Annotated in this window: 14 protein-coding genes; 12 read left to right on the top strand and 2 right to left on the bottom strand. The window is 46.0% G+C overall.

The window, feature by feature from the left end:
• The first annotated feature begins 297 nt into the window (after nucleotides 1-297).
• The 10 genes from gltB (R8N28_RS09135) (at nucleotide 298) to R8N28_RS09090 (ending at nucleotide 17,399) form a co-directional block, all read left to right on the top strand.
• Nucleotides 298-4,848: a glutamate synthase large subunit gene (gene gltB / locus R8N28_RS09135; protein WP_205390715.1), complete on the top strand. Its 4,551-nt coding sequence runs from the start codon at nucleotides 298-300 to the stop codon at nucleotides 4,846-4,848.
• Nucleotides 4,848-6,317, top strand: a complete 1,470-nt coding sequence (locus R8N28_RS09130) for a glutamate synthase subunit beta (protein ID WP_104975856.1) — start codon at nucleotides 4,848-4,850, stop codon at nucleotides 6,315-6,317. Before gltB (R8N28_RS09135) ends, R8N28_RS09130 begins: the two co-directional genes overlap by 1 nt.
• Before the next feature lie 448 nt (nucleotides 6,318-6,765).
• Entirely contained in the window at nucleotides 6,766-11,229 is a 4,464-nt protein-coding gene (gene gltB / locus R8N28_RS09125; RefSeq protein ID WP_318183349.1) for a glutamate synthase large subunit, read from the top strand.
• Between the two features lie 20 nt (nucleotides 11,230-11,249).
• Nucleotides 11,250-12,662 (top strand): FAD-dependent oxidoreductase, encoded by a 1,413-nt coding sequence (locus R8N28_RS09120; protein WP_005381833.1) that lies wholly within the window; start codon nucleotides 11,250-11,252, stop codon nucleotides 12,660-12,662.
• Nucleotides 12,663-12,752: 90 nt separating this feature from the next.
• Nucleotides 12,753-13,181 (top strand): DUF1499 domain-containing protein, encoded by a 429-nt coding sequence (locus tag R8N28_RS09115; protein WP_065274183.1) that lies wholly within the window; start codon nucleotides 12,753-12,755, stop codon nucleotides 13,179-13,181.
• Between the two features lie 63 nt (nucleotides 13,182-13,244).
• Nucleotides 13,245-13,940: a 5'-methylthioadenosine/S-adenosylhomocysteine nucleosidase gene (gene mtnN / locus R8N28_RS09110; RefSeq protein WP_005381837.1), complete on the top strand. Its 696-nt coding sequence runs from the start codon at nucleotides 13,245-13,247 to the stop codon at nucleotides 13,938-13,940.
• Nucleotides 13,941-13,951: 11 nt separating this feature from the next.
• Nucleotides 13,952-14,905 carry a cobalamin biosynthesis family protein gene (locus R8N28_RS09105; protein ID WP_065274182.1) on the top strand — a complete coding sequence of 318 codons (954 nt, stop codon included), beginning with the start codon at nucleotides 13,952-13,954 and terminating at the stop codon, nucleotides 14,903-14,905.
• The gene (gene btuF, locus R8N28_RS09100) at nucleotides 14,905-15,726 is read left to right on the top strand and encodes a vitamin B12 ABC transporter substrate-binding protein BtuF (RefSeq protein WP_065274181.1); all 822 of its coding nucleotides are present in this window, start codon (nucleotides 14,905-14,907) and stop codon (nucleotides 15,724-15,726) included. Before R8N28_RS09105 ends, btuF begins: the two co-directional genes overlap by 1 nt.
• Before the next feature lie 69 nt (nucleotides 15,727-15,795).
• Nucleotides 15,796-16,416: a TRIC cation channel family protein gene (locus R8N28_RS09095; RefSeq protein ID WP_005387377.1), complete on the top strand. Its 621-nt coding sequence runs from the start codon at nucleotides 15,796-15,798 to the stop codon at nucleotides 16,414-16,416.
• 128 nt (nucleotides 16,417-16,544) lie between these two features.
• Entirely contained in the window at nucleotides 16,545-17,399 is an 855-nt protein-coding gene (locus R8N28_RS09090) for a LysR family transcriptional regulator (RefSeq protein ID WP_213869785.1), read from the top strand.
• On the opposite strand, the gene R8N28_RS09085 is transcribed toward R8N28_RS09090, so the two are convergent.
• Entirely contained in the window at nucleotides 17,341-18,120 is a 780-nt protein-coding gene (locus R8N28_RS09085) for a TSUP family transporter (protein WP_017821480.1), read from the bottom strand. The two genes, R8N28_RS09090 and R8N28_RS09085, sit on opposite strands and share 59 nt — an antisense overlap.
• A gap of 304 nt (nucleotides 18,121-18,424) precedes the next feature.
• On the opposite strand from R8N28_RS09085, the gene R8N28_RS09080 reads away from it, so the two are divergent.
• Together R8N28_RS09080 and R8N28_RS09075 are read left to right on the top strand one after the other, a co-directional pair.
• Entirely contained in the window at nucleotides 18,425-19,294 is an 870-nt protein-coding gene (locus R8N28_RS09080; protein WP_065274179.1) for a hypothetical protein, read from the top strand.
• The gene (locus tag R8N28_RS09075; RefSeq protein ID WP_318183348.1) at nucleotides 19,291-19,716 is read left to right on the top strand and encodes a hypothetical protein; all 426 of its coding nucleotides are present in this window, start codon (nucleotides 19,291-19,293) and stop codon (nucleotides 19,714-19,716) included. Before R8N28_RS09080 ends, R8N28_RS09075 begins: the two co-directional genes overlap by 4 nt.
• A gap of 323 nt (nucleotides 19,717-20,039) precedes the next feature.
• Here R8N28_RS09075 and carB read toward each other — a convergent pair whose 3' ends face one another.
• Nucleotides 20,040-23,273, bottom strand: a complete 3,234-nt coding sequence (gene carB / locus R8N28_RS09070; protein ID WP_005381854.1) for a carbamoyl-phosphate synthase large subunit — start codon at nucleotides 23,271-23,273, stop codon at nucleotides 20,040-20,042.
• Nucleotides 23,274-23,277 lie beyond the last annotated feature (4 nt).

Raw genomic sequence — 23,277 nt, 5'->3', positions numbered from 1 at the left:
GATACTTACACAACCCCGTTATTTTTGTGACTTTTATTACAAAGCACACTGCGGGATTTGTCGGTGTTATCCCACTCCTACCTATATAAATCACTAGATAGTGATAATAAATAAAGGGATACCACCAAGGATTGTTTTTCTCGCAAAACTTTTCCTGCGAGATACGGAAAGGAATCAAGACCGGTCAACCTAGATCGGTGGCGATAATAAATATAAAGGACAAGACGTAATCAATAGTCTAGGTAGTATTTGCTGCCCGTTACTTTTGCGTCGACATTGAACTGGAAGGATGTATCTATGGTAGATAGAGAGCAAAATCCACAGGGTCTGTACACTCCGGAACTGGAGCATGACGCTTGTGGTATCGGTTTTGTTGCTCACCTTAAAAACCGTAAATCTCATGAAGTAGTGACTCAAGCATTGGATATGCTGGCTCGCATGGAACACCGTGGTGGTCAAGGTTGTGACCCATGCAGCGGTGACGGTGCGGGTATCTTGCTACAAAAACCTCATGAATTCCTATTAGAAGAAGCCGTTAAGCTAGGCATTAAACTGCCTTCGTTTGAAAAGTATGGTGTTGGTGTCGTTCTTTTCCCGAAAGACGAATACAAACGCGAACAATGCCGTGACATTCTAGAACGCAACGCACAGCGTCTAGACCTTGAAGTTATCGGCTACCGCGTATTACCAACCGACAACTCCATGATTGGTGCCGACCCTCTAAGCACAGAGCCTCAATTTGAGCACGTGTTTATCTCCGGCGGCCCTGGCATCACGCCTGAAGAGCTAGAGCGCAAACTGTACGTACTTCGTAACTATACTGTACGTGTTTGCCTAGAAAGCGTTTCGAACATTGGTGACGACTTCTACATTAACTCCATGTCTTACAAGACATTGGTATACAAAGGTCAGTTAACGACCGAGCAAGTACCTCAGTACTTCCTTGATCTACAAAACCCGACCATGGTGACTGCACTGGCGCTGGTACACTCTCGTTTCTCTACCAATACCTTCCCGAAATGGCGTCTTGCACAGCCTTTCCGTTACATTGCCCACAACGGTGAAATCAATACAGTTCGCGGTAACTTGAACTGGATGAAAGCCCGTGAAGCAATCCTAGAATCAGACCTGTTTACTCAGGCTGAAATCGACATGCTTCTTCCAATCTGTCAGGAAGGCAGCTCGGATTCATCTAACTTCGATATGGCACTTGAGCTCCTAGTTCTTTCTGGTCGCAGCCTGCCACACGCATTGATGATGATGATCCCGGAAGCATGGCAAGAAAACAAAAACATGGATCCTAAACGTCGCGCGTTCTATCAGTACCACGCGAACATCATGGAACCATGGGATGGTCCTGCTTCAGTATGTTTTACTGATGGTGTTCAAGTTGGTGCGACACTAGACCGTAACGGTTTGCGCCCTTCTCGCTACACAGTGACCAAAGATAACTTCCTAGTGATGGCATCTGAATCTGGTGTTGTGGATATTGAACCAGAGAACGTAGAGTTCCGTGGTCGTCTACAACCGGGTCGTATCTTCGTTGCAGACCTAGAACAAGGTCGAATCATCTCTGATGAAGAAGTGAAAGACACCATCGCAACGGCACAGCCTTACGAGAAGTGGGTAGAAGAAAACCTACTGAGCTTGAAGAAGCTGCCAGATGCGAGCAACCAGTTCAGCCAACCTAAGCCAGAACACCTTCTACACCGCCAACAAGCGTTTGGCGTAAGCACTGAAGAAGTGAACGAAATCATCGTTCCAATGGCGAATGATGCGAAAGAGCCATTATCAGCAATGGGTGCCGACTGGCCTCTTGCGGTTCTATCTCATCAGTCTCAACATCTTTCAAACTACTTCAAGCAGCTGTTCGCACAGGTAACTAACCCACCGATCGACCCGATCCGTGAGCGTATGGTTATGTCGCTGAACACTTACTTGGGTAAAGACCAAAACCTTCTGACTGAAACACCACTTCACTGTCAGAAAGTAGAATTGGAATCGCCTGTTCTAGCCAACTCTGAGCTTGAAAAACTGCGTGCGATCGATAACGAGCACCTACAAGCGAAAACGTTGGATATCGTATTCCAAGCTAGTGAAGATCAAGGCAAACTTGAGCGTGCATTAAAACGTATCTGCCAATACGCAGAAGACGCGGTTATCGATGGTTATTCAATCATCCTACTCACTGACCGCGCAGTGAATTCAAACCACGCGGCGATCCCAGCAATGCTGGCTGTTGGCGCAGTGCACCACCACTTGATCCGTAAAGGTCTACGTGCGAAGTGTGACATCGTGGTTGAAACTGGTGACGCGCGTGAAACGCACCACTTTGCAACGCTACTTGGTTACGGTGCGAATGCGGTTAACCCTTACCTAGTGATTGAAACCATCATTGAACTTCAACGTACGAAGAAGTTGGATCCAGAAGCGAACCCGCGCGATCTGTTCAACAACTACCGTAAAGCGATTAATGGCGGTCTTCTGAAGATCTTCTCGAAGATGGGTATCTCGACGCTACAGTCGTACCATGGCGCACAAATCTTCGAAGCCTTGGGCATCCACAAATCCGTGGTAGACAAATACTTCACTGGTACGGTTTCTCGTATCCAAGGTCTCACCCTTGATGATATCGCCAAAGAAGTGCTGATCCGTCACCGCATCGGTTACCCACAACGCGAAATCCCAATTCAAATGCTGGATGTTGGTGGTGTTTACCAATGGAAACAGCGTGGTGAAAAGCACCTATTCAACCCAGAGACTATTTCTCTACTGCAAGAGTCTACGCGCAACAAGAACTACGATCAGTTCAAGCAATACGCGACAGCCGTAGATAAACAAGGTGACAACGCGGTAACTCTGCGTAGCCAGCTAGAATTCATTAAGAATCCAGCCGGTTCTATCTCTATCGACGAAGTCGAGCCAATTGACAGCATCGTGAAACGCTTCGCGACGGGTGCTATGTCATTCGGTTCTATTTCTTACGAAGCACACTCCACACTGGCTGTTGCGATGAACCGTCTTGGCGCGAAATCGAACTCTGGTGAAGGTGGTGAAGACCCAATGCGTTTCGAGCGCAAAGAGAACGGCGATTGGGAACGCTCTGCAATCAAGCAGGTGGCTTCAGGTCGTTTCGGCGTAACCTCTTACTACCTAACTAACGCTGAAGAGCTGCAAATCAAAATGGCTCAAGGTGCGAAGCCAGGTGAAGGTGGTCAGCTACCAGGCGATAAAGTAGATGACTGGATCGGTGCAACGCGTCACTCGACTCCGGGCGTTGGCCTTATCTCTCCACCACCACACCACGATATCTACTCAATCGAAGATTTGGCTCAGCTTATCTACGACTTGAAGAACGCGAACCGCGCAGGCCGTGTAAACGTGAAGCTGGTATCAGAAGCAGGCGTAGGTACGATCGCTTCTGGTGTAGCGAAAGCGAAAGCGGACGTTGTACTAATCGCAGGTTTCGACGGCGGCACAGGTGCATCACCAATGTCTTCAATCCGCCATACCGGTCTTCCTTGGGAACTTGGCTTGGCAGAAACGCACCAAACGCTACTGAAGAACGGTCTACGTAACCGTATCGTGGTTCAAGCAGATGGTCAGATGAAGACACCTCGCGACCTTGCAGTGGCAACACTACTTGGTGCAGAAGAATGGGGCGTAGCAACCGCAGCATTAGTGGTTGAAGGTTGTATCATGATGCGTAAGTGTCATAAGAACACTTGTCCTGTTGGTATCGCGACTCAGAACAAGACGCTTCGCGAGCGCTTTGATGGCCGCGTAGAAGACGTCGTTACCTTCTTCCAATACATGGCACAAGGTCTACGTGAAATCATGGCTGAGCTTGGCTTCCGCACTATCGATGAAATGGTCGGTCAAGGTCAGAAACTGAAGATCCGCCAAGACATTTCTCACTGGAAATACAAGAACCTAGATCTGTCTCCTGTTCTCCACGTTGAGCAACCACGTGAAGCTGATGGTGTATTCAACCAAGCTCAACAGAACCACAACCTAGAAGAAGTGCTAGACCGTAAGCTGATTCAAGCAGCGATTCCTGCACTAGAGAAAGGCGAAGCGGTGAATGCCGAGTTCCCTATCGTCAACACGGACCGCTCTGCAGGTACCATGTTGTCGAACGAAATCTCGAAAGTGTACAAAGATGCAGGTCTACCTCAGCCAATGAACGTGAAGTTCAAAGGTTCTGCAGGTCAGTCATTCGGCGCATTCCTAGCTAAGGGCGTGAAGTTCGAAGTGGAAGGCGACGCGAACGACTACTGGGGTAAAGGCTTATCCGGCGGTACTTTAGTACTTTATCCAGATGCGAAATCAAGCATTGTCGCGGAAGACAACATCGTGGTTGGTAACGTGTGCTTCTACGGTGCAACTTCGGGTGAGTCTTTCATTCGTGGTATGGCTGGTGAACGTTTCTGTGTTCGTAACTCAGGCGCGAAAGTAGTAGTAGAAGGCGTCGGTGACCACGGTTGTGAATACATGACTGGCGGTGCAGCCATCATCCTTGGGTCAACAGGTCGTAACTTTGCCGCAGGTATGAGTGGTGGCGTGGCTTACATATGGGATAAATCAGGTGACTTTGAGTCAAAACTGAACCCAGAGTTAGTAGACCTAGATCCAATCGAGCAAGAAGACAGAGATCTATTACTCGACATGCTAACTAAGCATGTTCAATTCACAGGAAGTGAAGTCGCTCAGTCTTTCCTAGACAACTTTGAAGCAAGCCTAGCCTCTATGGTTAAGGTAATGCCGCGTGACTACAAAGCGGTTCTTCAAAAGCGTAAAGCTGAAGCACAGTCTCAAGGAAACGAAACTCAAGTGGAGGCCGTATAATGGGTAAGCCTACTGGATTTTTAGAGCATGGTCGTGAACTACCACAGAAGATCGACCCAGCTGAACGCATCAAGAACAACAAAGAGTTCGTTCTGAACGAGGAGTTTGGTGACAAGATCAATACTCAGGCTTCTCGTTGTATGGATTGTGGTGTGCCGTTTTGTCATAACGGCTGCCCTATCGGTAACATCATCCCAGAGTTTAACGATGCGGTTTATCGTGATAGCTGGGAAGAAGCTTGGAACATTCTAAGCTCAACCAATAACTTCCCAGAGTTCACTGGTCGTGTTTGCCCTGCTCCGTGTGAAAGTGCTTGTGTACTTGGCATCAACCAAGATCCAATCACTATCTGTAATATCGAGAAAACCATCGTAGAAACGGCGTATCGTGAAGGGTACGCCAAACCAAAAACACCACGCTCTCGCACTGGCAAAACCGTTGCGATCATTGGTTCAGGTCCTGCTGGCCTTGCGGCAGCAGAGCAGCTAAACAGCGCTGGTCATACTGTGACGGTATTCGAGCGAGACGAGAAAGTGGGCGGTCTGCTACGTTTTGGTATCCCAGACTTTAAACTGAGCATGGAAGTCATTGATCGCAAGATCAATCTAATGGCAGAAGCTGGCATTGAGTTTAAAGTAAACCAACACGTCGGTGTTGATGTAAATGCTCAACAATTGCGTCAAGAGTTCGATGTGGTTCTACTAACCGGTGGCTCAACGGTTCCACGTGATTTGCCCGTTCCGGGTCGTGAACTAAAAGGCGTTCACTTCGCGATGGAATTCCTAGGTCAAAATAACCGCCGTGCCAACGACATGGATCTTAAGGGTGAAGAACTTCACGCCGCGGGTAAACACGTTGTCGTTATCGGTGGTGGTGATACGGGTTCTGACTGTGTAGGTACATCAAACCGCCACGGTGCAGCAAGCATCACTCAGGTTGAAATCATGCCGATTCCACCAGAGAAACGTCCTGCCAATATGCCATGGCCACAGTACCCGATGATCCTACGTACTTCGACGTCTCATGAAGAAGGCGTTGATCGTCACTGGAATATCCTAACCAAAGAGTTCATCGGCAATGACAAAGGTGAAGTTACCGGTCTTCGTTTAGCTGATATCGTTTGGCAAGATGCGAAACCAGGCGAGCGTCCAAGCTTCAAAGAAGTAGAAGGCAGCGAGCGTGTGATTCCATGTGATATGGCATTTCTAGCGATGGGATTCCTACACCCTGAACCAACAGGCGTACTTGCTCAACTGGATATCGCACTAGACGATCGCGGTAACGTAGCAACTCAAGATTTTGCTACTAACCAAGAAGGCGTATTTGCTGCTGGTGATATGCGAACAGGCCAATCTTTGGTGGTTCGTTGTATCAATGAAGGCCGCGAATGTGCCCGTGCTATCGATGATTACCTAATGGGTGGCACAAACCTAGAAGCAAAAGCAGATTCACTGATGCTTTCTGCTTAACGAAGCAGTCATGCTTCTCTCTTTCAATTGCCTAATAGCCATCAGCAATATCGATGGCTATCGGTGAAGAAAGAAAACAATTCCTTCCAATCTTTCTATTTTGACCAGCATTTTATGCTGGTCTTTTTTATCTCCCACAGAATCAAATGTTACTTTTTTGTAACAATCAATTTTCTATCTATTTGAAATTATTAAACTATTTTAGCTTATTAAATGGTAAATCGTATATTCACGTGATGATCCACTAATAACTTGACCTTTTTTACAATAAGCTATAGCTTGTGAAGTTGATGAAAATAAAACACTCAAAAAATGTTAAATATTTCACAACTTTTACTGAATAATTATACATAAAGCTATAAAGATGACGCATAGTTAGTCATCGATATCAACGTAAGCAGTGTTGATATATCTGTCGGGATGACGGATAAGCAAAGGGAGAATTGCAATGGCTCTTTATGATCCAAGTCTTGAGAAAGACAACTGTGGATTTGGCTTGATCGCGCATATGGAAGGCGAACAAAGCCACAAGCTGGTACGTACAGCAATTTCTGCACTTGACCGCATGACTCACCGTGGTGGTATCGCCGCCGATGGTAAAACTGGTGATGGTTGTGGTCTTCTATTACAAAAGCCCGATTCCTATTTACGTCTTATTGCCGAAGAAAATGGTTTCAACCTTGGCAAGCAATACGCCGTAGGGATGATTTTCTTCAACCAAGATCCAGTCAAAGCTCAACTCGCTAAAGACATCGTCAACAAAGAACTGGCGCAAGAGACGCTAACTGTGGCTGGTTGGCGTGAAGTACCAACTAATTCAGAAGTACTCGGTCCAATTGCGGCCAACTCGCTTCCAAATATTCAGCAAGTCTTTGTCTCTGCACCGGCAGGTTGGCGCGAACGCGACATTGAACGTCGTCTCTACATCGCACGCCGTCGCATCGAGAAACAAATCACCGAAGATCCGGATTTCTACATCTGTAGCTTATCGACTCAAGTTTTGGTGTACAAAGGCCTATGCATGCCTGCGGACTTACCGCGCTTTTATCTTGATCTTGCCGATCTACGTATGGAATCTGCTATCTGTCTGTTCCACCAGCGTTTTTCTACCAACACTCAACCGCGTTGGCCATTAGCTCAACCGTTCCGCTACCTTGCTCATAATGGTGAGATCAATACCATTGAAGGTAACCGACAATGGGCACGCGCTCGTGCTTACAAGTTCTCGTCACCACTGCTGCCTGACCTACAAACTGCAGCACCGTTTGTGAACGAGACAGGCTCAGACTCGTCTAGCCTAGATAATATGCTAGATCTCTTTTTAGCTGGCGGCATGGATATCTTCCGTGCCATGCGTATGCTTGTGCCGCCAGCATGGCAAAACCACCCTGACATGGATCCGGATTTGCGTGCGTTTTACGATTTCAACTCCAAACACATGGAACCATGGGATGGCCCAGCAGGTATCGTACTGTCCGATGGTCGTTATGCTGCTTGTAACCTAGACCGAAACGGTCTACGTCCTGCGCGTTATGTAATTACCAAAGACAAGTTGATCACTCTGGCGTCTGAGGTAGGGATTTGGAATTACGCCCCAGATGAAGTTGCCAAAAAAGGTCGTGTAGGTCCGGGGGAATTGCTCGTCATCGACACTCGTAAAGGTAAGCTTTGGCAATCTAGCGAGATCGATAATGACCTGAAATCTCGTCACCCTTATCGCGAATGGATGGAGAACAACGTTCGCAAACTAACACCGTTCTCTCAGCTGCCTGAAGATCAAGTAGGTGAGCGCAGCTTTGATGAAGACTTGCTTAAGACTTATCAAAAGCAGTTTGCTATGAGCAATGAAGAAGTCGATCAAGTATTGCGTGTCCTCGGTGATATGGGGCAAGAAGCCGTCGGTTCGATGGGTGATGACACCCCGATGGCGGTTCTTTCTTCGAAAGAGCGCTTGGTGACTGATTACTTCCGTCAGAAGTTCGCGCAGGTCACCAACCCACCAATCGATCCACTGCGTGAGAAACACGTCATGTCGCTGGCGACCAGCATCGGTCAGGAAATGAATGTCTTCTGTGAAACCGATGGCCACGCGCATCGTGTAACCTTTGATTCTCCAGTACTGCTCTATTCTGACATGCAGCAACTACTAGAGCTGAGTGACGATCATTACCGTAATACCATTCTCGATATCAACTACGACCCACAACAAAAAGATCTTAAACAAGCCATTAATGATCTGTGTGAGCAAGCAGAGCAAGTCGTTCGTGAAGGCACGGTTTTAGTGGTTCTTTCGGACAGAGCCTTGGTCAAAGGTAAGTTACCAATTCCGGCAGCAATGGCAGTCGGCGCCGTTCAAACTCGTCTGATTGACGCGAACTTACGTTGCGATGCCAACATTGTTGTCGAAACCGCAACAGCCCGTGATCCACACCAATTTGCCGTCTTACTTGGTTTTGGTGCCACTGCGGTTTACCCATACCTTGCTTATGAAGCGTTAGGTAAACTGATTGATGATAAAGCACTAGAGAAAGACTACCGCGATGTGATGCAAAACTACCAATACGGCATCAACAAAGGCCTGTACAAGATCATGTCGAAAATGGGGATCTCAACCATCGCCTCTTACCGCTGCTCACAACTGTTTGAAGCAGTTGGCTTGAGCCAAAATGTGGTCGATCTGTGTTTTAAAGGCGTCACAACTCGAATTGAAGGCGCGAATTTTGACGACTTCCAGCAAGATCTTACAAACTTATCTCGTAAAGCATGGGCGAAACGCAAATCGATTGATCATGGCGGCTTGTTAAAGTACGTCCATGGAGGTGAGTATCATGCTTACAACCCGGATGTCGTCGGCACGCTGCAACAGGCCGTTAAATCTGGCGAAAGTAACGACTATCAGAGCTTTGCTAAGCAGGTAAACCAACGCCCTGTTGCCATGCTGCGTGACTTAATGTCGCTGAAAAAATCAGACTCACCGCTGCCACTTGAGCAAATAGAACCACGCACTGAACTGTTCAAACGCTTTGACTCAGCGGCAATGTCCATTGGCGCACTTAGCCCAGAAGCGCATGAAGCACTTGCAACGGCGATGAACCGTCTTGGTGGTTACTCTAACTCGGGTGAAGGCGGTGAAGATCCTCGCCGTTTCGGTACTGAGCGTAACTCACGTATCAAACAGATTGCTTCTGGACGATTTGGTGTAACGCCGCATTACCTGACTAATGCGGATGTACTGCAAATCAAGGTGGCACAAGGTGCGAAACCGGGTGAAGGTGGACAGCTACCAGGACACAAAGTCACCGCAGAAATCGCAAAACTGCGTTATTCGGTACAAGGCGTGACTCTGATCTCCCCTCCTCCGCATCACGATATCTATTCGATTGAAGATTTGGCCCAGCTGATCTTCGACCTTAAACAAGTCAACCCGAATGCGCTGGTTTCGGTAAAACTCGTCTCCGAGCCAGGTGTCGGCACCATCGCAACGGGTGTAGCCAAGGCTTACGCTGATCTTATTACCATTTCGGGTTACGACGGTGGTACCGCAGCAAGCCCATTAACTTCGGTAAAATACGCTGGTAGCCCTTGGGAGTTGGGGTTGGCAGAGACACAACAAGCTCTGGTTGCTAATGGTCTGCGTCATAAGATCCGCCTACAGGTAGACGGTGGTCTAAAGACTGGTTTAGACGTAGTTAAAGCCGCAATTTTAGGTGCAGAAAGCTTCGGTTTTGGTACTGCGCCAATGGTCGCTATGGGTTGTAAGTTCCTACGAATTTGTCACCTCAACAACTGTGCAACTGGGGTTGCGACTCAAGACGAGACACTGCGTAAAGAATACTTCAAAGGTCTACCAGAAATGGTGATGAATTACTTCATCGGCCTGGCAGACGAAGTGCGCGGATTACTCGCCGAACTTGGCGTTGAAAAGCTGACGGACTTGATTGGTCGTACCGATTTACTTGAGGCAGTAGAGGGATTTACAGCGAAACAGACCAAGCTGGATCTATCCAATATTCTAGAAGCTCCAGTATCACCTGAGGGCCATCCGCTATTTTGGACAGAGCCAAACAAACCGTTTGATAAAGCTGAGCTCAACCAAAAGATCGTTGATGATGCCATGCATGCGGTCGAAAACAGTCAATCGGCAAGTTTCTTCTACAATGTCATCAACACTGATCGTTCTGTTAGTGCACGCTTATCTGGCGAAATAGCAAAACGCTATGGCAACCAAGGGTTGGCGGCTTCCCCTATCAAAATCTATCTTGACGGCACCGCAGGCCAGTCCTTTGGTGTTTGGAACGCAGGTGGTGTAGAGCTTTACCTCACGGGCGATGCGAACGACTACGTGGGCAAAGGCATGGCGGGCGGTAAAGTGGTTATCAAACCTCACCTTGGCACTGCATTTAAGTGTAATGAAGCAACCATCATTGGTAACACCTGTCTGTACGGCGCGACCGGCGGTAAACTATTTGCAGCCGGTAAAGCAGGTGAGCGTTTCGGCGTACGAAACTCAGGTACGATAGCCGTCATTGAAGGTGCTGGCGATAACGCTTGTGAGTACATGACTGGCGGTATTGTTGCCATTCTTGGTGCGACAGGTGTGAACTTTGGCGCGGGTATGACTGGAGGCTTTGCCTATGTTCTGGATGAGAACCAAAGCTTTGAAGGTCGAGTTAATACTGAGTCTGTCGAAGCCATCTCATTGTCCGATCTTTACATCCACCAAGAACATTTGCGTGGCCTAATTGCGGAACACCTTGAAGAAACAGGGTCGAGTCATGCTGAAAATATTTTGGCGAACTTTGATGAATGGATTCCAAAGTTCTATTTGGTGAAACCACAAGCGGCAGATCTTCGCACGCTACTTGGTCACCAGAGCCGCAGTGCCGCAGAGCTGCGTGTTCAAGCACAGTAATCATGGAGGATGTTTGAATCATGAGCCAGAACGTTTATCAATTTATCGATGTGCAGCGTGTAGATCCTGCGAAAAAGCCTATCAAAGTTCGTAAGATCGAGTTCGTTGAAATCTATGAACCGTTCACTAAACAACAGGCGACTGCACAAGCGGATCGCTGCTTAGATTGTGGCAACCCATATTGTGAATGGAAATGCCCAGTCCACAACTACATCCCTCAATGGTTAAAACTTGCCAATGAAGGTCGTATTCTTGAAGCGGTTGAACTATCGCATCAAACCAATAGCCTACCGGAAGTATGTGGGCGCGTTTGTCCTCAAGACCGCCTATGTGAAGGTTCATGCACGCTTAATGATGACTTTGGTGCCGTCACCATCGGTAACATAGAAAAGTACATTACCGACAAAGCGTTTGAAATGGGCTGGAAGCCAGATATGTCCAAGGTGGAGTGGACCGATAAAAAGGTTGCAATCATTGGAGCTGGCCCAGCTGGCTTGGCTGCCGCGGATATCCTAGTGCGCAATGGCGTTAAGCCAGTCGTGTTTGACCGCTACCCTGAAATTGGAGGCCTTCTGACCTTCGGTATTCCTTCCTTCAAGCTTGAAAAAGGCGTGATGGAAAACCGCCGCCGTGTGTTCACTGAAATGGGCGTCGAGTTCCGCATGAACATGGAAGTAGGCAAAGATGTCCAAATGCAAGAGCTGCTTGATGAATACGATGCTGTTTTCTTGGGCGTTGGCACCTATAAATACATGCGTGCAGGTCTAGATAATGAAGATGCGCCGGGTGTGTATGACGCGCTGCCATTTTTAGTTTCGAACACCTACAAAGTCATGGATCTTGAGAGTAACCAACCCTTTATCGATATGGCAGGAAAGAAAGTCGTCGTACTGGGTGGTGGTGATACAGCAATGGACTGCGTTCGTACCTCAATTCGCCAAGGTGCCTCCAACGTAGTTTGTGCTTATCGTCGTGATGAGGCCAACATGCCAGGCTCTCGTCGCGAGGTAAAAAACGCAAAGGAAGAAGGCGTGAAGTTCATGTTCAACCTTCAGCCTTTGGGAGTGGAAGTGGATGCGTCAGGCAAAGTCTCGGGGGTCAAAGTGGTGAAAACCGCACTTGGTGAACCTGATGAAGCAGGTCGCCGACGTCCAGAGCCCGTTGAAGGCAGCGAGCACGTTCTACCAGCAGACGTTGTTATCATGGCGTTTGGTTTCCAGCCGCACAAAATGGACTGGTTAGCACCGTTTGATGTCGATTTGGATCAATGGGGTCGTATCAAAGCCCCAGCGAAGCAAGAGTTCCAGTTCCAGACCAGCAATGAAAAGATCTTCGCCGGTGGTGATGCGGTACGAGGTTCTGATCTTGTCGTAACCGCAATTGATGAAGGACGAAAAGCGGCAGAAGGCATTCTCGATTACCTCGAAGTTTAATCTCAGTTAACCTCACAAAAAGGGTCCTATTATTGGATCCTTTTTCTTTTGTATCCATATAATTAGAAGCAAATTATAAGAGTAAATACAATGAAAAAAGCCGCTCTCCTTTCCATTACTTTGCTCGGCTTAACCGCTTGTAGCCAAGGAGTCACAACCATGACGGATCGTTCTCAATCACCTTGTGGTGACAAACCAAACTGCGTCTCCACCCAAGACTCGCGAGAAAAATACAACCTAACGCCATTCATCTTAGTTGATTCAGTGAACATCGACGCTATTGAGCAAGTTGCGCTTGAACTGCCAGGCGCGAAAACCGCGGTGAAAGAAAGCAACTACCTTCGTATCGAGTGCACATCTAAAATCATGCGCTTCGTGGATGACCTCGAACTAAAAATAGCAGGAGACCAACTGATTGTGCGCTCGGAATCTCGTGTGGGCTACTCTGACTTTGGCGTAAACAGAAAGCGCGCCGATCAATTACGAGAAAAGCTCACTCAAGCTAAGCTCATCAAATAGAAAACTGCCAACGGGGAGTGCTATACTCTCGGCCAACTAAAATATTTACCTAAAGAGAGTGTTATGAAAGTTGGTATCATCGGTGCGATGGAACAAGAAGTGACCATCCTGAAGCAAGCAATTACAAACTGCAAAACTGTAAATAAAGCAGGTTGTACGTTTTTCTCTGGTCAAATTAACGATGTTGAAGTCGTCGTACTACAATCGGGCATCGGTAAAGTTGCAGCGGCAGTGGGCACGACAATCCTTCTTGATGAATACCAACCAGACGTTGTGATTAACACAGGGTCTGCTGGCGGTTTCGATTCAAGCTTAAACCTTGGCGATGTAGTTATCTCTACAGAAGTTCGTCATCACGATGCAGACGTAACCGCTTTTGGTTATGAAATTGGCCAAATGGCCGGTCAACCAGCTGCATTCAAAGCGGATGACAAGCTAATGGACTTAGCAGAAAAAGCCCTAGCACAAATGGAAAACACTCATGCGGTTCGCGGCCTAATTTGTACTGGCGATGCGTTTGTTTGTACTGCTGAGCGTCAAGAGTTTATTCGTAAACACTTCCCGTCAGTTATCGCTGTAGAAATGGAAGCATCTGCTATCGCTCAAACTTGTCACCAATTCAACACACCGTTTGTTGTTGTGCGTGCAATCTCTGATGTCGCTGATAAAGAATCACCAATGAGCTTTGATGAGTTCCTGCCTCTAGCAGCAAAAAGCTCTTCCGAAATGGTATTCAAAATGCTGGAACTCATTAAGTAAACGACTCATTCATGGAAGAAGTTTTTCAGTCATTTTATGCCAACGGTGCGCTCCTCATTATGTGGGGTGCACTGATCTTGCACCTTTTAGTGCCACTACCCCATTCAGCGCACCCCATCACTTTATGGCGAAAGCTAGCAGAACAGCTAGCCAACAAAGTGAACAATAATCACAATTACTCACAGAGTGTAATCTCAGGCAGTCTTGCATTAGGCTTGATGCTGTTTCCTTGCTTGATATTACTGATTGCAATAAAGCCATTTGTTTGGCAAATCCCTTTATATGAACTGGTTCTATTGATCATTGCGCTAGACTGGCGTAACAGCGAAACGTTAACGAAACAGCTCGTAACTAGTATGTCTTCGGAAGACAAAGCTCAGTGTCGAGCATTACTAAGACCATATCTTAATCGCGATACTGGTAGCCTCTCGATCGTTGGCATAGGTAAAGCTGGCTCAGAAACCCTGATTATGGGATACAGCCGCAACGTGATCGGCGTGCTATTTTGGTACGCACTAACAGGTGGTATTGGTGCGTTAATGTATCGACTCACAACAGAATTAGCGCGAGTGTGGTCCCCTAGCCGACGCCAATATTTGCCCTTTGGTAAACCTGTGATTCAACTGGTTGCTACTCTGGATATTATTCCACTTCGTCTCTTTGCCATACTTTTAGCTGCCGGAAAGAATACAAGTAATGTGCTCTCTGGAATACAACAGCAAGCGAAGTCTTGGCCCTTACCAGGACCTAGCTGGGTGTTATGTACTATCGGACACAAACTACAACTGTCTTTATGCGGCCCTGCTATCTATCAAGGTGTGCGTGCAGAGCGCGCAAAAATCGGTGGGCGCATTGCGCCATCGGCTATTCACCTTTCACAAATACATACGCTGCTCGTTTGGCGCGTCCTGGCTTGGATCGCAATCCAAAGTTTGCTTTTAGGAATAATTTATCAAGGATTATGATGAATAAATTATGCTTCGCATTAACGCTGTTTGTTTCGACAGCGACCTTCGCTCAACCCGCTCAACGCATTATAAGTTTAGCTCCACATGCCACCGAAATTGCCTTTGCAGCAGGGCTAGGAGAGCAGCTTGTTGCTGTCAGCGAAATGAGCGATTATCCAGAACAGGCAAAGCAGCTAGAAAGAGTCTCAAATTATCAAGGAATTAAATTAGAGCGTATTATTGCTCTTCAGCCGGACTTAGTGATTGCTTGGCCAGCCGGAAACCCCGCTAAAGAGTTGGAGAAAATTAAACAGTTCGGTATTCCTATCTATTACTCCACTACAGGTTCATTAGAAGATATCGCCAACAATATTGAGCAACTCAGCCAATACAGCGAAACTCCACAAGTAGGAAAAAAGGCCGCTGAAGATTTTAGAACGCAGCTGAGTACACTAAAAGAACAGTACAACACGAACGAGAAAGTTAGTTACTTTTATCAGTTGAGTGAAAAGCCTATCATCACTGTCGCCGGAAAGAACTGGCCAAGTGAAGTCTTTACTTTTTGCGGTGGTGAGAACATTTTCGCCGCATCTAGCGCGCCTTATCCTCAAGTTAGCATCGAGCAAGTCATTACTCGCCAGCCAGAGGTTATTTTTACTTCTCGTCACGCAATGAGTAACGATAGTATGTGGGCTGAGTGGAGTAATGAGCTTCTTGCTCTTAAAAACAAACACATCTGGTCCCTAAACTCTGATTGGATTAACCGTCCCACACCACGCACATTGAACGCGATCAAGGAAGTGTGTGAGCACTTTAAAAGCGTTCGTCAAAAACGCTAACGATTTCGTGGCAAATACCGTACAATTTCCGCCCATTTTTTCTCACACTATTTAAAGGTACTAAGTAACATGGACTCCATGCTGCTTTATATGATCGATTTGTTCGGTACCGCTGTTTTCGCTATCTCTGGCGTATTACTGGCGGGCCGTTTAAAAATGGATCCATTCGGCGTTATCGTGCTCGGCAGTGTGACTGCTATAGGTGGCGGAACAATCCGAGACATGGCGCTTGGTGCCACTCCCGTATTTTGGATAACAGATACGACTTACTTATGGGTGATATTTGTTACGTGTCTACTAACCATGCTTGTTATTCGAAGACCCAAGCGACTCTCATGGTGGGTATTACCCGTTTGTGATGCCATCGGTCTCGCTGTATTTGTGGGAATAGGAGTAGAAAAGGCACTCGCCTACAATGCATCCGGGATGGTCGCGGTGATAATGGGGGTTATTACTGGCTGTGGCGGTGGCATTATACGAGACGTGCTGGCTCGCGAAGTTCCTATGGTATTAAGAAGTGAAGTCTATGCTACGGCATGTATTATTGGCGGCATCTTCCATACGATGGCGGTAAACATGGGTTATGACCACTCAACGGCTTTACTCGCTGGTGTAATCTCAACGCTCATTATACGCCTCGGTGCGATTCGTTGGCATCTATCCCTGCCAACTTTCGCCATTAACCGTTAAACACCAACAACATCACTCATTATGGAGTCGACCAAGTGTCGGCTCCTCTCATTTATGCTCATTTGATTCGCCAATTCTTGGGCAATTCGCTAAATTATCTCAACCATTCCTAACTTTCATTAATCATTATGTTGCTTGAAGGTATTGAAACGTTACTTGTCCTCAGTAAAGAAAAAACCATGAGCCGCACAGGCAGTCAACTCTATATTAGTCAATCTGCCGTGAGTAAACGTATTTCAAATCTAGAGAAGAAGTTAGGAAAAAAATTGATAGAGCCAAATGGTCGGCACATAAAGCTGACCTCCGATGGCCTTGCCCTCATAAACACAATAGAACCAACGTTCAATGAGTTAAGAGGTCAGATCTATGATCAACAACAAATAGAAGATACTTCTTTAATCAAAATGGACTGCTCTGAAACCTTAGTGGCGGGATACCTCAGCATGATCATGGCAGAACACTTTGCCCATGATCAGTACATACGAATATCGACCAATCATACGCCACGCATTATTGAGAATGTGAAATCAGGCAAAGCAACATTGGGATTTTGCGCTGGCTATCTACCACCTCATCATGGATTAATGAGCCTTCACCTCGCCGATGAACCTTTCTCAATTGTCAGTCGACATTCACTTTCACAACTACCTAAAGCTATTTTGACCAATGACCTAACTAACCCTGCCAACACATATCAACAAGCTATTTTATCCAAACACGGAATCGAACCTTTGATGGAAATGGATTCGTATACTGCGGCAGCACAACTGGCTTTGGGAGGTATGGCTCCCGCTTTAATCCCTAAATCTATCCTAACGACACTTAATATCACATCTAAGTTCTGCTATGACTTTGAAGAGCTAGATCAGTTAGTTCGACCAATACATATCTGCTTACGTCACAGCACATATCGTAGCGAACGAGTTAAAGCACTGACAGAATCCATTGCTGATGTTGTTGCCAAAGAAGTTTCGTTGCCATAAGCATCGACATCACTATAACTAGAGGACGAATCCATTTTTGCCCTTTACTTACCACGACCTTCGCCCCTAACTGAGCACCAAGAAAACCGCCAACAGCCATAGTTAAGCCAAGCTTCCACACTGGCAACCCAGCTAAGATAAAAAAGAGTAGTGCCGCAATGTTTGACGTGAAATTGAGGATTTTGGTTCTAGCTGTGGCTTCGACCAAAGAAAAGTGACCTAGTGCAACAAAACAAACAGTAAAAATAGATCCAGTCCCAGGGCCAAAAAAGCCATCATAGAAGCCAATCCCGCCACCAATGCATAGCGCAAACATCGCTTCAGATAACTTTGGTTCTCCATCGATTTTTCTCGTACTTGGCGCGAGTAAAAAATAGAGGGAAATGGCTATCAAAAGAACAGGGATCAAACTGGTGAGTACGCTAGCATCAATAAACTGCACAGCCTCGGCACCGATCGCTGCACCAATAAAAGTACAGAGTATCGCGAAACGCATTTCCTTTAGGCTGACAATACCGTTACGCACGAAATACCAGCTAGCAGAGAAACTGCCAAACGAACTTTGTAACTTATTGGTTGCTAGAGCTTGAGTCGGACTCAACCCCGCAGCCAAAAGCGCAGGGAGCGTAATGAGCCCTCCCCCACCAGCCATCGCATCAATAAAGCCTGCGGCAGTCGCAACCAAAAATAAGGCCAACAAAATCTCAACCGTGATTTCCACTACACTTCCTTTTTGAAGAGGTATCAAAGAGGAAGAAACGGTAGCACTTATTCACAAAACTACCAATGGAAAGTCAAGACACCAATCTATTCCTAATTTTCATAGAATTAATGCTTAAACTTGACTCCAAACTTTTATATAAAATTTAGTTGTCAGAAAGAATTGAATCACTGTCACAAATCTATTCCTGATAATGAGATCAAACGCTTACCTTTAAATATAAAACTAGACGAATATGAAAGATCTGTTCAGCATGTAGAGTTTACATTGTCAGCTCTCAAGGCCCGATATCTGAGGAAAATACATGACTAGCAACTACCCTTTATCACGACATCAATCCTCAAAAAATAGTGGTAGTATAAGCACCTACCCACTTTATAAATCAAATCATCAACATCGAAATCAAGAAACCATTATCTTATCTATCGAGAGCTTCGATATCGTTGTCAAGAACAATGTAAAAGATAAAGCGAAATTAGAACGTTGGGAAAAGATAAAGGGAATGTTTGAAAATACAGCAAACTATTATGCTACAGGACAGGACTTAGTTTTTATAACCAACTTATCAAACTATTTGTACGGAAATAATAGCTCTGTTATCGTTAAAAATTATTCTGGATCTCCACATATCATACTCACAGGCTCCCCTGCTATGCACTCAAAGCTTTCTGGATTAGGAAAATTTCTTCCCACTCCAACTGTGGCAAAGTTCGCTGTTGGACCAGAAGGGGCATTACAATCCATTAGAAGTGGGGGCATAATAACAATTATCTTAATATCCACATACAGAGTGATTGACTTTTTCCTCAATGACCGTCAAACCTTAGCCAAACTATTTGGTACTTTAGCTAGTGATATAATCACTATCGGGTTATCGTCAGCTGCAGCAGCTATATTTGTAAACTTTGCCGCAGCAGTGGGTGGCAGTGTTGTAACTTTAAGTGCTGGCCCATTATTAGGGGCTATTTTGATAAGCTCGGCTGTAGGTCTTTTATTGAATAGAGAAAATGATAAACGAGGTTTAACACAGAAGTTAATAGCCTCTATAGATATTTACTTAAAGCAAAGAGATATAGAAGCAAAGAGAAGAGCAAAAGAAGAATATAATGAGATTCAACGTAAAACTCAAAGTATGATTTTCTCGCAAGAAATACAGCGAGGTTTGTTACGATGAAAAAAGGGAGTTACGACCGAACGCAAGTGTTTTTTTATTTAATAATTTTATTAGCATCAGCAATATCACTGTTAATATATGGTTTTGATGGATTGTCAGACTTTTATCTTAACATCTATAATAATGAAAGTTATTCATCTTTTGATCAGGCTGATATTTTGATTATAGGCTCTAGTTTGATCTTATTTGAATGCTCTAGAATGTCCGTAAAAACATTAAAATCAAATAATTTCCTAACTAAAAGTGAGTTTAAAAGCTCTAGTAATATATTCCTAACTATATCGGTAACTAGTTTTTTTCTTCTTTATCCCTCGCTACTAGCAGCAGATGTTTTTGCAAAAAGTAACGGATACTCTCTTGATACTGAAGAATCAACTTATAACTTAGTCTTAGAAAAAAGAACCTATCGAAGCACTCCATAGTTAGTATGTTTTTAAGCTCGACAGTGCTTATTTTAACTTTTTCTAATTACCTATCTGCTTAAAGAGTTATGGTCGGCTTAATACCTCAGTCCTACAGCATTAATTTTGTTGTAGCAAATGGTAGTACTATTTCTTCATCTTTGGGTACATTGCTTGCCATCATTAGCTTAATGATCTTCAAAAGCGAAGCATACCAATCGTTCCTAGCACACTTTAATGCTCTTCATTTTAGAAAAACCTCGATATAAAAAAGCCCGCTCAAATGAGCGGGCAATGAGGTTGTCATGTAAGCCCTGATTAATGAGCTTACTGATTTTTATCTGTTACGCGTCTAGACTCGCTTTCACTTTAGCGTGTAACTCTTGAACCGAAGTTACTGACGCTTTTGCGTCTGCAGTATGAGACATACATGTAGCGAACGCTGCATTCAGTGTCGTTGTGTAGTTCACTTTTTCTGCCAGTGCACCACGGCGTAGAACTTTCGAATCTTCAATCGCTTGACGACCAGCAGCCGTGTTTACGATGTAGGTGTATTCGTTGTTCTTGATGCGGTCAAGAATGTGTGGACGACCTTCGTGTACTTTGTTTACCAATCGTGGGTTAATACCCGCTTCGCCCAGAATTACAGCTGTACCGTGTGTCGCATCCAACTGGTAACCCAGTTTCACTAACTTAGAAGCTAGGTCAACAACACGCTCTTTATCACCTTCACGTACAGACAGTAGCGCACGACCACCTTCAGGATAAACCGCACCACAACCTAGCTCTGCTTTCGCGTAAGCTTCTGCGAACGTTGCACCCACACCCATTACTTCACCTGTTGAGCGCATTTCAGGGCCCAATAGAGGGTCAACACCAGGGAATTTGTTGAACGGCAGAACCACTTCTTTCACTGAGTAGTAAGGAGGGATAATCTCTTTAGTAAAGCCTTGTGACTCTAGAGATTGACCCGCCATTACACGTGCAGCGATTTTCGCTAGAGGAGCGCCTGTCGCTTTCGATACGAATGGTACCGTACGAGCAGCACGAGGGTTCACTTCAATTAGATAAACGTCGTTATCTTTCACAGCAAACTGCGTGTTCATCAAACCGCGCACACCGAGTTCGAATGCTAACTTCTCAACTTGCTCACGCATCTTGTCTTGAATTTCCTGACTTAGCGTGTATGCAGGCAGTGAACATGCAGAGTCACCAGAGTGAACACCCGCTTGTTCGATGTGCTCCATGATACCGCCGATAACGACGCGTTCACCGTCACAGATAGCATCAATATCAACTTCGGTTGCATCATCCAAGAAACGGTCTAGCAGAACTGGAGACTCGTTCGATACGCTTACTGCTTCGTTGAAGTAGCGACGCAGGTCTTGCTCGTCGTATACGATTTCCATCGCACGACCACCGAGTACATAAGATGGACGAACAACTAATGGGAAGCCAATTTCTTTCGATTTCTCAACCGCTTGCTCCATCGTTGTTACTGTCGCGTTTTCTGGCTGAAGTAGACCTAAACGGTCAACAGCGGCTTGGAAGCGTTCACGATCTTCCGCACGGTCGATAGCATCTGGGCTAGTACCAATGATTGGCACACCAGCCGCTTCTAGAGCACGAGCCAGTTTAAGTGGCGTTTGACCACCGTACTGAACAATCACACCTTTTGGTTTTTCAACGCGAGCGATAGACAGTACATCTTCCAGAGTTACTGGCTCGAAGTACAGACGATCAGACGTATCGTAGTCAGTAGATACCGTTTCTGGGTTACAGTTAACCATAATGGTTTCGTAACCGTCTTCACGCAGCGCAAGTGATGCATGAACACAACAGTAATCGAATTCGATACCTTGGCCGATACGGTTTGGACCGCCACCAAGAACCATGATCTTATCTTTGTCTGTTGGGTTTGCTTCACATTCTTCATCGTAAGATGAGTACATGTAAGCCGTGTCAGAAGAAAACTCTGCGGCACATGTATCCACACGTTTGTAAACCGGATGAATATCAAACTGCTCACGAGCACGGCGAATTTCACTTTCAGCGACACCAAGCAATTTAGACAAGCGAGCATCAGAGAAGCCTTTGCGTTTCATCTGACGAAGCACTTCTTTGGTCAAACCTGCGTAGCCGCCCGCCTTGACTTGTTCTTCGAGTTTTACAATTTCTTCGATTTGAACCAGGAACCAGCGGTCGATTTGAGTCAAGTTGAACACACCGTCGACTGACATACCCGCTCGGAATGCATCGGCGATGTACCAGATACGCTCTGCACCTGCTTCTTTAAGTTCGTGACGAATCTTAGTCAGTGCATCTGGCGCTTCCAGATCGACCATCTCATCAAAACCAGTTGCGCCAACTTCTAGGCCACGCAGTGCTTTGTGAAGAGATTCTTGTTGGTTACGACCAATCGCCATTACCTCACCAACCGATTTCATCTGAGTTGTCAGACGATCGTTTGCACCAGCAAATTTCTCGAAGTTAAAGCGAGGGATCTTAGTTACGACGTAGTCGATAGTTGGTTCAAATGACGCAGGTGTTGCACCACCTGTGATGTCGTTTTGTAGTTCGTCTAGCGTAAAGCCAACAGCCAGTTTCGCGGCAATTTTCGCGATTGGGAAGCCTGTTGCTTTTGATGCTAGCGCAGAAGAGCGAGATACACGCGGGTTCATCTCGATGATGACCATACGACCATCTTTCGGGTTGATACCAAACTGTACGTTTGAACCACCTGTTTCAACACCAATCTCACGTAGAACGGCTAGCGATGCATTACGCATAAGCTGGTATTCTTTGTCAGTCAGTGTTTGTGCTGGAGCAACCGTGATTGAGTCACCCGTATGGATGCCCATTGGGTCAAAGTTCTCGATTGAACATACGATGATACAGTTGTCCGCTTTGTCACGAACGACTTCCATTTCGTACTCTTTCCAACCGATGAGTGACTCATCGATAAGAAGTTCGTTGGTCGGAGATAAGTCCAGACCGCGACGACAGATTTCTTCGAACTCTTCTTTGTTGTACGCGATACCACCACCAGTGCCACCCATGGTGAACGATGGACGAATGATACAAGGGAAGCCAACCATATCTAAAACTTTGTAAGCTTCTTCCATGCTCTTCGCTGTATCTGCGCGAGGACACTCAAGGCCGATAGACTTCATCGCTTTATCAAAACGAGAACGGTCTTCCGCTTTGTCGATTGCATCAGCCGTTGCACCAATCATCTCTACGCCAAACTCTGCGAGAACGCCGTGCTTCTCTAAATCTAACGCACAGTTAAGTGCTGTCTGACCACCCATGGTTGGCAGTACCGCGTCTGGGCGTTCTTTCTCGATGATCTTGCGAACAACTTCCCACTGGATTGGCTCGATGTATGTCGCATCTGCCATTTCAGGGTCAGTCATGATGGTCGCAGGGTTAGAGTTAACTAGGATAACTCGGTAGCCTTCTTCACGAAGAGCTTTACACGCTTGTGCGCCAGAGTAGTCAAACTCACATGCCTGACCGATAACAATCGGACCAGCACCAAGAATTAGAATACTTTGAATGTCAGTACGTTTTGGCATTATC

The sequence above is a fragment of the Vibrio sp. Vb1554 genome, assembly GCF_033344235.1.
Note: the sequence above shows the minus strand (reverse complement) of the source record. Positions and strands in the feature narration are given on the sequence as shown.

Excerpts from the sequence above, each read along its gene's own strand:
- mtnN (WP_005381837.1), top strand. The coding sequence starts at position 13,245 with ATGAAAGTTGGTATCATCGGTGCGATGGAACAAGAAGTGACCATCCTG.
- carB (WP_005381854.1), bottom strand. The coding sequence starts at position 23,273 with ATGCCAAAACGTACTGACATTCAAAGTATTCTAATTCTTGGTGCTGGT.
- R8N28_RS09130 (WP_104975856.1), top strand. The coding sequence starts at position 4,848 with ATGGGTAAGCCTACTGGATTTTTAGAGCATGGTCGTGAACTACCACAG.
- R8N28_RS09095 (WP_005387377.1), top strand. The coding sequence starts at position 15,796 with ATGGACTCCATGCTGCTTTATATGATCGATTTGTTCGGTACCGCTGTT.
- R8N28_RS09075 (WP_318183348.1), top strand. The coding sequence starts at position 19,291 with ATGAAAAAAGGGAGTTACGACCGAACGCAAGTGTTTTTTTATTTAATA.
- btuF (WP_065274181.1), top strand. The coding sequence starts at position 14,905 with ATGAATAAATTATGCTTCGCATTAACGCTGTTTGTTTCGACAGCGACC.
- gltB (WP_318183349.1), top strand. The coding sequence starts at position 6,766 with ATGGCTCTTTATGATCCAAGTCTTGAGAAAGACAACTGTGGATTTGGC.
- R8N28_RS09090 (WP_213869785.1), top strand. The coding sequence starts at position 16,545 with ATGTTGCTTGAAGGTATTGAAACGTTACTTGTCCTCAGTAAAGAAAAA.
- gltB (WP_205390715.1), top strand. The coding sequence starts at position 298 with ATGGTAGATAGAGAGCAAAATCCACAGGGTCTGTACACTCCGGAACTG.
- R8N28_RS09105 (WP_065274182.1), top strand. The coding sequence starts at position 13,952 with ATGGAAGAAGTTTTTCAGTCATTTTATGCCAACGGTGCGCTCCTCATT.
- R8N28_RS09120 (WP_005381833.1), top strand. The coding sequence starts at position 11,250 with ATGAGCCAGAACGTTTATCAATTTATCGATGTGCAGCGTGTAGATCCT.
- R8N28_RS09115 (WP_065274183.1), top strand. The coding sequence starts at position 12,753 with ATGAAAAAAGCCGCTCTCCTTTCCATTACTTTGCTCGGCTTAACCGCT.
- R8N28_RS09080 (WP_065274179.1), top strand. The coding sequence starts at position 18,425 with ATGACTAGCAACTACCCTTTATCACGACATCAATCCTCAAAAAATAGT.